Origin of the sequence: Mesorhizobium sp. NBSH29, assembly GCF_015500055.1 — a bacterium.
Taxonomy (GTDB): domain Bacteria; phylum Pseudomonadota; class Alphaproteobacteria; order Rhizobiales; family Rhizobiaceae; genus Neomesorhizobium.
This window is the reverse complement of sequence record NZ_CP045492.1, coordinates 2,883,088-2,894,347: the sequence shown is the minus strand read 5'-3', so window position 1 is coordinate 2,894,347 and position 11,260 is coordinate 2,883,088. Positions and strand designations below refer to the sequence as shown.

General features: G+C 59.0%; 13 protein-coding genes. 9 read left to right on the top strand and 4 right to left on the bottom strand.

The features are described 5' to 3' along the window. Nucleotides 1-733: 733 nt before the first annotated feature. Entirely contained in the window at nucleotides 734-1,273 is a 540-nt protein-coding gene (gene ssb / locus GA830_RS14370) for a single-stranded DNA-binding protein (protein ID WP_195162500.1), read from the top strand. Nucleotides 1,274-1,411: 138 nt separating this feature from the next. On the opposite strand, the gene GA830_RS14365 is transcribed toward ssb, so the two are convergent. Together GA830_RS14365 and GA830_RS14360 are read right to left on the bottom strand one after the other, a co-directional pair. Further along, entirely contained in the window at nucleotides 1,412-2,041 is a 630-nt protein-coding gene (locus tag GA830_RS14365; protein WP_195162499.1) for a MarC family protein, read from the bottom strand. A gap of 247 nt (nucleotides 2,042-2,288) precedes the next feature. Continuing rightward, nucleotides 2,289-2,669 (bottom strand): BLUF domain-containing protein, encoded by a 381-nt coding sequence (locus GA830_RS14360; protein WP_195162498.1) that lies wholly within the window; start codon nucleotides 2,667-2,669, stop codon nucleotides 2,289-2,291. 85 nt (nucleotides 2,670-2,754) lie between these two features. On the opposite strand from GA830_RS14360, the gene GA830_RS14355 reads away from it, so the two are divergent. Both GA830_RS14355 and gyrA read left to right on the top strand, forming a co-directional pair. Next, nucleotides 2,755-2,916 (top strand): hypothetical protein, encoded by a 162-nt coding sequence (locus GA830_RS14355; RefSeq protein WP_195162497.1) that lies wholly within the window; start codon nucleotides 2,755-2,757, stop codon nucleotides 2,914-2,916. 251 nt (nucleotides 2,917-3,167) lie between these two features. Further along, the gene (gene gyrA, locus GA830_RS14350) at nucleotides 3,168-5,966 is read left to right on the top strand and encodes a DNA gyrase subunit A (RefSeq protein WP_195162496.1); all 2,799 of its coding nucleotides are present in this window, start codon (nucleotides 3,168-3,170) and stop codon (nucleotides 5,964-5,966) included. Between the two features lie 40 nt (nucleotides 5,967-6,006). On the opposite strand, the gene GA830_RS14345 is transcribed toward gyrA, so the two are convergent. Continuing rightward, on the bottom strand, nucleotides 6,007-6,249 hold the full coding sequence (locus GA830_RS14345) for a hypothetical protein (protein ID WP_195165039.1): 243 nt from the start codon (nucleotides 6,247-6,249) through the stop codon (nucleotides 6,007-6,009). 87 nt (nucleotides 6,250-6,336) lie between these two features. Here GA830_RS14345 and coaD point away from each other — a divergent pair, with 87 nt between their 5' ends. The 6 genes from coaD (at nucleotide 6,337) to tgt (ending at nucleotide 10,806) form a co-directional block, all read left to right on the top strand. After that, nucleotides 6,337-6,840, top strand: coding sequence for a pantetheine-phosphate adenylyltransferase (gene coaD / locus GA830_RS14340; RefSeq protein ID WP_195162495.1), 504 nt, complete (start codon nucleotides 6,337-6,339; stop codon nucleotides 6,838-6,840). 19 nt (nucleotides 6,841-6,859) lie between these two features. Beyond that, nucleotides 6,860-7,444 (top strand): peptidylprolyl isomerase, encoded by a 585-nt coding sequence (locus GA830_RS14335; protein ID WP_195162494.1) that lies wholly within the window; start codon nucleotides 6,860-6,862, stop codon nucleotides 7,442-7,444. A 74-nt stretch (nucleotides 7,445-7,518) separates the two neighbouring features. After that, complete coding sequence (locus tag GA830_RS14330; RefSeq protein ID WP_195162493.1) at nucleotides 7,519-8,037, top strand: peptidylprolyl isomerase; 519 nt, start codon at nucleotides 7,519-7,521, stop codon at nucleotides 8,035-8,037. Between the two features lie 11 nt (nucleotides 8,038-8,048). Beyond that, a complete protein-coding gene (locus tag GA830_RS14325; protein WP_195162492.1) occupies nucleotides 8,049-8,498 on the top strand; it encodes a DMT family transporter in 450 nt (149 codons plus the stop codon). Continuing rightward, a complete protein-coding gene (queA, locus tag GA830_RS14320; protein ID WP_195162491.1) occupies nucleotides 8,498-9,598 on the top strand; it encodes a tRNA preQ1(34) S-adenosylmethionine ribosyltransferase-isomerase QueA in 1,101 nt (366 codons plus the stop codon). The genes GA830_RS14325 and queA overlap by 1 nt, the downstream gene beginning before the upstream one ends. A gap of 77 nt (nucleotides 9,599-9,675) precedes the next feature. Next, nucleotides 9,676-10,806, top strand: coding sequence for a tRNA guanosine(34) transglycosylase Tgt (gene tgt, locus GA830_RS14315; protein ID WP_195162490.1), 1,131 nt, complete (start codon nucleotides 9,676-9,678; stop codon nucleotides 10,804-10,806). Here the strand turns inward: tgt and GA830_RS14310 are convergent. After that, a complete protein-coding gene (locus tag GA830_RS14310; RefSeq protein WP_195162489.1) occupies nucleotides 10,796-11,212 on the bottom strand; it encodes a DUF4864 domain-containing protein in 417 nt (138 codons plus the stop codon). The genes tgt and GA830_RS14310 overlap by 11 nt on opposite strands. Nucleotides 11,213-11,260: the final 48 nt, after the last annotated feature.

Sequence of the window (11,260 nt, the reverse complement as noted above, 5' to 3'; positions counted from 1 at the left end):
TATCCCCTGAGAACCGGTCGCGAGACGCCGCGTCCAAAGCCCATGAAGGCATTGGAAACAACAGATCGGGAGCGAGGCATGACTCCACCTAACTGTTCAGGTGCGCCCGCGCGCTAAAGCGGGCTCAGGCAGGACACCGGCCCGGCAAGCACGGACCTGCTGAAGCATCCCCACATCGCAGAGACCAAAAGTCGGGTCGCGGCTGACGCCGCACGGCACCCGAGAACAAAGCCGTTCACGGCAGAAGCCGGGCAGCGCCCGGACAGGCCCTGACTGTTCTGACGAACAGTGGGGCCTTTTTTGTGCGTGCGTGGCGGGCGGGCGGGTGAAGGCGAGCTGTTGATTGGTAAGCTTGTGCAGATTGTGGCCCCGCGCCACGACAGCCCTTTGGTTTGCCTCCACAGCCTCATGTGCAGCTGGGTCCTCTGGAATGAATGGACACATACGATGCCTCCTGCATTAACCCTGCCGAAACGCGAAGATGTGGAGAGCAGGGCGGTGGCCGAGCTTAGTTCGACGCAACGGCTTGCACCGTCGACTCACTTTGGATAAGAACATAACAAGAACATGATTGTTGTGGTCAAACTCAAAATGGCTGTGGACAGGCTACAGCAGAGATCGCGCAACCGGGCTGCGGATCGGATAGGGTGGCTGGCTTGCGGTTTTACGCGGGAGCGGCTTTCGGCAGCCCAGTGTGAACACAACAATTTCGGATGAGCGTAGGAGAAGTTTTATGGCGGGTAGCGTCAACAAGGTCATTCTGGTCGGCAATCTAGGGGCTGACCCTGAAATCCGCCGGCTCAATTCCGGTGAGCCGGTCGTCAATCTGAGGATCGCGACTTCGGAAAGCTGGCGCGACAAGAATTCAGGTGACCGTAAGGAAAAGACCGAATGGCATCAGGTCGTCATCTTCAACGATAATCTGGCCAAGGTCGCCGAGCAGTACCTGAAGAAGGGTATGAAGGTTTATATCGAAGGCCAGTTGCAGACCCGCAAATGGGAAAAGGACGGCGTCGAGCGCTATTCGACCGAAATCGTGCTGCAGAAATTCCGGGGGGAATTGCAGATGCTCGATTCACGCGGGCAGGGCGGCGATAGCGGCCAGGTCGGCTATAGCGGCGGCGGCGGCGGCGGAAGTTCGCGCGGTTCAGATAGTTTTGGCCAGTCCGGCCCGAATGACGATTACGGCAATCGCAGCGGTGGGGGCGGCGGTGGCAATCGCGGCGGCGGCGGTGGTGGTTCGCGCGACCTCGACGACGAAATCCCGTTCTGATCGTCAGAAACTTTGGTGGCGCGGAATTCTTTTCGCGCCACTTTTCTTCGCTCCGCTATAGATGGATAGGGCGGTTTGGGCGCACCTTAAGGGTGAAGGGGGCTTTCGCTCCCTTCGCGGTCGCCGCAGCGTGCAGATTCACGCGGCCATCAGCGCTTTGATACCGTCGGCGACGAACTGGACAGCGAGTGCTGCCAGGATCACGCCAAGCAGGCGGGTGAGAATGGAGCGGCCGGTGTGGCCCAAAATGCCGTCCACCCGCTCGGCCAAGACGAAAACGATGTAGGTGAGCAGCAGGCAGGCGAGGATGATGGCGACCAGCGCTGCCTGCGCCTGCCAGCCGGCAAAAGTGCCTGACAGGAGAACGGTCGCCGAAATAGCGCCGGGGCCTGCGATCAGAGGGATGGCCAGTGGAAAGGCGGCGACATTGTGTATGTGGTCGCGGGTAATGGCGACATCTGAAATCTTTTCCTTCCGGTCCTGGCGCTTTTCAAACACCATCTCGAAGGCGATGAAGAACAGCAGAAAACCGCCAGCGACGCGGAAGGCCGGCAGCGTGATACCAAACACATTGAGAATCGATGCGCCGGCAATGGCAAACAGCGTCAGCACCGCAAAGCCGATCACCGAGGCGCGGATCGACACCTGACGGCGCTCGCTTCGGTTCATGCCGCGCGTGATGGCCAGAAAAAGGGGTGCCAGTCCGGGCGGGTCAATAGTCACAAGAAGTGTGACGAAGGCATTGAAAAGACTATCGAAGCTTGGCAACACACTCTCCCGACCACAGTGGCTGGTGTGAGGTCAGTGGTAGAGCAAAGCGCGGCCGCTGGAAACCGTTTCCGTGAGGTTTTTGTCACGGACAACGGTGTCGTATCAGGCTGCGGCGCTGCAATTGGCCTCAAGCCGATCAACAGGCGTTTTCGGACCACAAAAAGAAAGACACCGCGCGCCTACCGCGCCAGCGCACACGGCCAACACCGGCGCCGCGGGTGGCGGCAGCCCGGCACCCGGATAATTAGCTTGTGAGGGCGTGTTGCACGATATCAATCATCTTCTGCCGCACCATGCCCCAGGATTCAAAACCAGATTTTTCGATGCCACGGCGTTCGAGCATGACGACGGTGTGATGCCTTTGGTCGTGTTGGATCGATTTGAAAAGCGCTGATACGACGGTTTCCGGGCCTTCAAGTATCTGGCACACGCGATTCCCATCGACCGCAAGCACGCCGGTAATACCATGTGCGGAATTGAACTCCGCAGCTTTGGCTACAAGATCGCGAATGTCGGTTTCTGCTACCACCGGACGGAGTGTCGAAACGTAGGTGAGGCGGATGTCGGGCAAAGTAGTTCCTTTTGCTGCACACCAGTTTGGTAGGCTGCGCAGATTGCGGATCACACCTAAACTCTGGTCGTAGATCGTACAAGTTCAACTTCCTCCCCAGACACACACATTCTTCAGCGATTGGTGGTATTGTCAGTCCATGGTGAACAACGTCTACCGTTTCAGGCGCATCAAGTGGGGTGACCCCAAGAAGCTCCGGGTTTTGGTCGAGGACTTTTCGCCCAGAAAGCGACCGGTAGCGTTTATCCTGTTTGTGGCAGGGGTTTCGGTCCTGGCCTTCGGCATCGGGTTCTCGCTCTAGCAACCCAGCCGGCTAAAATAATGTTTGCCGATTTTTCCACCTAAACCCCCAGATGTGCCGTGGTTCCCGGAGGGCATTTTGACGCGTCTGGTGCGGCTTTTTGGCTTGGCGCGATATCTCTTTGAAATAATGCGCGAAAAGAGCGCTGGAAAACCAGCAAAAGCTGCGGAAAGCTGGCTTCATGCATTGGAGCAGCGGCATGCGATACTATATAAGGCCTGTGTGATTCCCGTTTGCGATTGTGACCTGATTTGACCGACCAAAACCCACCGCGCAGGCCCGAGGACGGGCCGAACGGCATCGAGCCTATTTCCATCATCGAGGAGATGCAGCGCTCGTACCTCGATTATGCGATGAGCGTCATCGTCAGCCGTGCTCTGCCAGATGTGCGCGACGGGTTAAAGCCTGTGCACCGGCGCATCCTGTTTGCGGCGCATGAGAGCGGCTATCACTGGAACCGCAAATATGTAAAATCGGCGCGCCCCGTTGCTGACGTGATGGGTAAATACCATCCACATGGCGATGCCTCCATCTATGACGCCCTGGTACGCATGGCGCAGGACTGGTCGCTGCGCGTTCCGCTGATCGACGGGCAAGGCAATTTCGGCTCGATCGATGGCGATCCGCCGGCAGCGATGCGGTATACCGAATCGCGCCTCACAAAGGTGGCGCATGAGCTGCTGGAAGATATCGACAAGGATACGGTCGATTTCCAGGAAAACTATGATGCCTCGTCCGAAGAGCCAAAAGTGCTTCCGGCGCGTTTTCCCAACCTGCTGGTCAATGGTTCGGGCGGCATTGCCGTCGGCATGGCGACCAACATTCCGCCGCATAACCTTGGCGAGATCATCAACGGCACCATAGCGCTGATCGACAATCCGGCGATGGAGCTGCCGGAACTGATGGAGCATATTCCCGGCCCGGATTTCCCGACCGGTGGCATCGTGCTCGGACGCTCGGGCATTTACAATGCCTATTCGACCGGGCGCGGCTCTATCCTGATGCGTGGCAAGGTCGCCATCGAGCCTATGCGTAACGACCGCGAGGCGATTATCGTCACGGAAGTGCCGTTTCAGGTCAACAAATCGTCGATGATCGAAAAGATGGCCGAACTGGTGCGCGACAAGCGCATCGAAGGCATTTCCGATATTCGCGACGAGAGTGACCGGCAGGGCTATCGCGTCGTCATCGAGCTGAAGCGCGATGCGGTCGCCGAAGTCGTGCTCAACCAGCTCTATCGCTACACGCCGCTGCAAACCTCCTTTGGTGCCAATGTGGTGGCGCTGAATGGCGGCAAGCCGGAAGTGATGACACTGCTCGACATGCTGAGGGCGTTTGTCGCCTTTCGCGAGGACGTGATCAGCCGGCGGACGAAATACCTGCTGCGCAAGGTGCGCGATCGCGCGCACGTGCTGGTGGGACTAGCCATTGCTGTCGCCAATATCGACGAAGTGATCCGCACCATTCGCCAGGCGCCAGATCCGCAGACGGCGCGCGAACAGCTGATGGAGCGCCGCTGGCCGGCGCGTGATGTGGAATCGCTGATCCTCCTGATCGACGATCCGCGCCACCGCATCAACGATGACGGCACCTATCATCTCTCCGAAGAACAGGCGCGCGCCATTCTGGAACTGCGCCTGCAGAGGCTGACGGCACTTGGGCGTGATGAAATCGCCGATGAGCTGAACTCAATCGGGGCTGAGATCAAGAATTTTCTGGAGATCCTGTCATCGCGGGTGCGCATCCAGCAGATCGTCAAGGACGAGCTTGCCGCTGTGCGCGAGGAATTTGGGACCAAGCGGCGTACCGAGCTGGCCGAAGGTGGCGCGGACATGGACGACGAGGACCTGATCCAGCGCGAGGACATGGTCGTGACCGTCAGCCATTCGGGCTATATCAAGCGCGTGCCGCTGTCGCAGTATCGGGCGCAGCGCCGCGGCGGTAAGGGCCGCTCCGGCATGTCCACCAAGGATGAGGATTTCGTCACACGGCTGTTCGTGGCCAACACCCACACGCCGGTACTGTTCTTCTCCTCGCGCGGCATCGTCTACAAGGAAAAGGTCTGGCGGTTGCCGATCGGCAGCCCGCAATCGCGTGGCAAGGCACTGATCAACCTTCTTCAATTGCAGCAGGGCGAGCGCATCACCACCATCATGCCATTGCCTGAGGATGAAGAGAGCTGGGGCGAGCTGGACGTGATGTTTGCCACGACGCGCGGCACCGTGCGCCGCAACAAGTTGTCAGACTTTGTCCAGGTCAACCGCAATGGCAAGATTGCGATGAAACTGGAGGAAGAAGGCGACGAGATCCTCGGCGTCGAAACCTGCACCGACAATGACGACGTGCTGTTGACCGCCAATACCGGTCAATGCATCCGCTTCAGGGTTGGCGATGTGCGCGTGTTCCAGAGCCGCAATTCGGTCGGCGTGCGCGGGATTTCGATGAGCGACAGTGACCGCGTGATCTCTATGGCCATCCTCGAACATGTTGAGGCAACGCCAGCCGAACGTGGCGCCTATTTGAAACGCTCCGTCGCAGAACGCCGTGCCGATATGGGTGATGACGAAGAGATTGCGCTCACCAATGAGGATGTTGGCGAGGAAACCGATCTGTCTGATGAGCGTTTCGCAATCCTCAAGGAGCATGAGCAGTTCGTTCTCACTGTAACCGAATATGGCTACGGCAAGCGCTCATCTTCATATGATTTCCGTCTGACGGGACGTGGCGGCAAGGGCATCCGCGCCACCGATGTCTCCAAGGTAGAGGAAATTGGTCGCCTGGTGGCAACCTTCCCGGTCGGCAATGAAGACCAGATCATGCTGGTTTCCGATGGTGGAACGGTGATCCGCGTGCCGGTCAACGGCATTCGCTTTGCCAGCCGCGCGACCAAGGGCGTGACAATCTTCAACACGTCGAAGGAAGAGAAAGTCGTCTCAGTAGAGCGGATTTCGGAACCGCAAAGCGAGGAGGACGAGATCGACACCGAAGCTGAAGGCGTAGAGATCAGCGTCGACGCTTCGGAGCCAAACGATCAGCCCCCGGAGGCATAGCAAAACAATTCAGGCCGGAGATTATCCGGCCTGAATTGCTTTAGCGGGTGCCAAAGGGAGGAAAGCGGTCGTAGCTGTCGCGCATCCGAACGCTCTGGGCTTCGTGATGAATACCGAACACGGTGGCGATCAGCATTGCGATGGTCATGGCGGCGGCGAGCATGAAAATAATCATTTTGATGTCTCCTGTTGCTGCAATAACGGCCAAGTGCCGATTGGGTTTCATTTTTCTTGCTGCTGTTTGCACAAATGCCGCTGAACTTTTCGTGAGCGTCGGGTTCATGTTCGGTTCACTCGCAGCGCGCTGGCCCAATTTCTGGGTAGAATAGCAAATTGCCTTTGGTCCCGATGACCGGTAGAACCGCCAACCATGACAGAGCGTATCGCCATCTATGCCGGCTCGTTTGATCCGTTGACCAACGGCCATCTGGACGTGCTGAAGGCGGCGCTCGCAGTGGCCGACACAGTCTATGCTGCAATTGGCATCCAGCCTTCCAAAGTACCTTTGTTTTCACTCCAGGAGCGCGTTGCGTTTATCGAGAGATCGGCGCGCGAAATGGGCAAGAAGGATGCTCCGCGCATCCGCGTGGTGCCTTTTGAAGGGCTGGTGATCGATGCGGCTCGCAAGCATGGCGCCTCGATCATGATCCGCGGGCTGCGCGACGGTACCGACCTCGACTACGAAATGCAGATGGCCGGCATGAACGAGACGATGGCTCCCGATCTGCAGACGGTGTTTTTGCCGGCAAGTCCCTCAGTTCGTACGATTACGGCCACATTGGTGCGCCAGATCGCATCGATGGGCGGCGATATAACCCCTTTTGTGCCAGATGCGGTAGCAGAAGCACTCGCCATAAGATTCTCAAAAAAGTAGAAAAGTTCAGGAAATACCTATGACGCTGAAGAAGCTCGCTTTCACGCTCTTTTTCGTAGCCACCAGCCTTTTGGTCGGCAAATCGGCCTTTGCGGCGGATGCGGAAAACACTCTCATCATCACGCTGGAGGGCGGCGACGTTACCATCGCGCTCAACCCGGCGATCGCTCCAAAAAACGTCGCCCAGATCAAGCAGCTGGTGCGCGATGGCGCCTATGACAATGTCGCTTTTCACCGAGTGATCGACGGCTTTATGGCCCAGACCGGTGACGTGCGATTCGGCAACATGACCGATGGTTTCAACGCCGAGATGGCTGGTAAGGGTGATTCCAAACTGCCAGATCTGCCAGCTGAATTCAGCAAAGAACGCTTCGTGCGCGGTACCGTCGCAATGGCGCGCGCCCAGGATCCCAATTCAGCCAACTCGCAGTTCTTCATCATGTTCGCGCCAGCCGCAGCGCTGGACGGCCAGTATACGGTGGTCGGTACGGTAGAAAGTGGGATGGAACTCGTCGACGCTATCAAAAAGGGTGACCCGGCGCTGAACGGGCTTGTCAGTGACCCGGATCGCATGATCAAGGTGCGCATCGCCGCCGACAACTAGACTGCTGTTTTTATCGGAAAGGCCGGGCAGGAAAAAACGCCCGGCCGCATGTTTTAAAAAGAAAGGAATTGGCCATGGCCGAAATCAAGGATCCCGAGAACACGCTTCTCATGGAAACCACCAAGGGCAATGTAGTGATCGAACTTCTGCCCGATCTGGCCCCTGGCCATGTGGCGCGCATCAAGGAACTGACCCGCGAGGGTGCCTATGATGGTGTTGTGTTCCACCGCGTTATCGACGGCTTCATGGCACAGACCGGCGATGTGAAGTTCGGCAAGTCGGGCGGCAAGGAATTCGCCCCTGCGCGCGCCGGCATGGGCGGTTCAGAAAAGCCGGACCTGAAGGCTGAATTTTCCAACATGAACCACTCCCGTGGAACATGTTCGATGGCGCGTTCGCAAAGCCCCGACTCAGCAAACTCGCAGTTCTTCATCTGCTTTGGCGATGCCGCTTTCCTCAACCGCCAGTACACGGTTTGGGGCCAAGTTGTTTCCGGCATGGAATTTGTGGATCTGATCAAGCGCGGCGAGCCGGTTGCCGATCCTGACAAGATCGTTTCGATGAAGGTTGCTGCCGACACCAAGGCAGCCTGAGGACTGGTGCGATGACAGGCGTCCTCTGGTCTCTGCTTGGCATACTGGCGGGCGCCTTCATCGCTATTCAGGCTCCGGTCAATGCCGCACTCGCACGCGGACTTGGCCTGCCGGTTGCTGCCGCGGCATTTTCCTTCCTGGCGGGTGCTGTGGTGCTTGGCATCATATCGCTGGTGATGGTGCGGCTCGACCACATGACCATCGACTTCAAGGCACCGGCGCTGTGGCTGTTTATCGCCGGCGGCATTCTGGGCGCCGGCTATGTAACGAGTGCTGTCATTTTGACCCCAAAACTCGGCGCTGCGGCATTGATGGCATTTCTGGTGACCGGTCAGCTCCTCGCCGGTATGCTGATCGACAAGGTCGGCTTCCTGGGCGTTGCCGTGCGCGAGATTTCTGCCGGGCGCATGTTGGGCGCGGTGCTGCTTCTATCCGGCGCCTTGTTGATCCGACTGACCTGATGCGTGTTGATATTTTCGATTTCGAACTGCCGGAAGAGCGCATTGCGCTGAGGCCCGCCGAACCGCGCGATGCGGCGCGCCTGCTGGTTGTGCGCCCGGGCCAATCGCCTCAAGATGGCGCTGTGGTGCACGATTTGCCGGACCTGCTGCAACCCGGCGACGTGATGGTCTTCAACGACACAAAGGTCATCCCTGCCCAGCTGCAAGGCATGCGCCGGCGCGGAGAGGCTGTGACACCGGTGGAAGCGACACTGCATATGCGTGTTGCACCCGACCGCTGGCTGGCCTTCATGCGGCCAGGCAAGCGCATCGCCGAGGGCGACCGCATCCATTTTGGCCATGACCAGAATTCGTGTTTTCTGGGTGCGCTGGATGCAACGGTGCTGGAAAAGCGAGACGCCGGTGAGATTCTGCTCGGCTTCGATGTTTCGGGCCCATTCCTCGACGAGGCGCTGCACGCTGTCGGGCATATACCACTGCCACCCTATATCGCCTCGAAACGTGCCGACGATGCGCGCGATCTTGCCGACTATCAAACCGTTTTTGCCCGCGATGAAGGGGCGGTGGCAGCGCCGACCGCGGGGCTGCACTTTACGCCGACCCTTCTGGATGCTCTCGACCAGCGCGGCATCGAGCGCCACTTCGTAACCTTGCATGTGGGTGCTGGCACATTCCTGCCGGTCAAGGCGGATGACACCGCCGACCACAAGATGCATTCGGAGACCGGCGAAATTTCGCAAGCCACGGCCGAGGCGCTGAATGCTGCGCGCCGTGACGGTCGGCGGATAGTCTCGGTCGGGACCACCCCTCTCAGGCTTCTGGAAAGTGCAGCGGACGAGAGCGGCCAAATCGCGGCGTGGAACGGCCCGACAGACATCTTTATCACACCGGGTTACCGGTTTCGCTCAGTCGACGTTCTGATGACCAATTTCCACCTGCCGCGTTCAACACTGTTCATGCTGGTCTCGGCCTTTGCCGGACTGGACACAATGCGCGAAGCTTATGCGCATGCAATTTCGCAAGGGTATCGGTTTTATTCCTACGGAGATTCAAGCTTGCTGTTCAGGAGTAGGGTTGACGCGCCGACCGGCTACGGGTGAGTGGCTATGCGGGATATTGTCCGTGAGGCCACCAGGCCCGATTGCAACGTCAGGCTTGTGACGCTATTGCCCCGGTTATGACTAAAGATTTTTCGTTTTCCGTTACCGCAACCGACGGGCTGGCCCGGCGCGGTGAGATTTCCATGCCGCGCGGTACTGTGCGCACGCCGGCCTTCATGCCGGTGGGTACCGGCGGCACCGTCAAAGCCATGTATATGGACCAGGTGCGCGGTGTGGGTGCCGACATCATTTTGGGCAACACCTATCATCTGATGTTGCGGCCAGGGGCCGAGCGTTTGGCGCGACTGGGGGGGCTGCATGAATTTGCGCGCTGGCCGCACCCTATTCTGACGGACAGCGGCGGATTTCAAGTCATGTCGCTGGCGCAGCTTCGAAAACTCGACGAAAAGGGCGTGACGTTCCGCTCGCATATTGATGGCGCCGCCTATGAGATGACACCAGAGCGCTCGATCGAGATCCAGGGGCTGCTCGGCTCCGATATCCAGATGCAGCTGGATGAATGCGTGGCCCTGCCAGCCAAGGATACCGAGATCGAGCGCGCGATGGAGCTTTCGCTGCGCTGGGCCGAACGCTGTAGGACAGCGTTTGGCACCCAGGCTGGCAAGGCCATGTTTGGTATTGTGCAGGGCGGCGACAAGCCAGAACTGAGACGTCGTTCGGCGGCGGCACTGTCGGCCATGAACCTGAAGGGCTATGCGGTGGGCGGTCTGGCAGTTGGCGAACCGCAGGCGGTGATGCTCGACATGCTGGATGTCACCTGTCCCGAACTGCCGGCGGAAAAGCCGCGCTATCTGATGGGTGTGGGCACTCCGGACGACATTTTGAAATCAGTGGCGCGCGGCATCGATATGTTTGATTGCGTGATGCCGACGCGGGCAGGGCGGCATGGACTAGCTTACACCCGACGCGGGAAAATCAACCTGCGCAACGCGCGTCATGCCGAGGATTCGCGCCCGCTGGATGAAGAGAGCGATTGCCCCGCCGCGCGCGACTATTCGCGCGCCTATCTGCACCATCTGGTGAAATCAGGTGAGGCGCTCGGCGGCATGCTGCTCACCTGGAACAATTTGTCTTACTACCAGAAGCTGATGCAGGATATACGCGATGCCATTGAGGCCGGCCAGTTTTTCGCTCGGGCCGAGGTGATTTCGCATGGCTGGGCGCGCGGCGACCTGCCTACATTGTAAGCGTTTGCGCGCCGCGGAGGCTGACGCCGGTGATGCGAAAAGTTCCGTCGGGTTGTAGCTCGAGCGTATAGATCGCCTCATAATTCTTGCCGTCAGGCCCGACCAGGAAAACCTGCTGGGCGATGGTGCCCGGCGCACCCTCGCGCGCCTCGCCGAAGGAAAAGCTGTCAGGCTGATAGACGGGCCGGTAGGTTCCCGTGACCATGCCCATGAAACGGTCGAGCGTGGGGAAGATGCGTTGTACATTGGGTGCGGCAAAGCTGTAGGCGCGGGCGTTGTCGCCGGAGCGGAACGCGCCGATCTGCGATTGGATGGTAGCCTGCCCGGCGGCGATTTCGGCTTCGCCGGAATGTGCCGGCAAGGATGCCGCCAGCGACAGGCAGATCAAGAGCACGGCAGGACGCATACCAGTCTCCTCGGTCAACAGTTGGGCCAAGACTTTTGCCAACCTTTC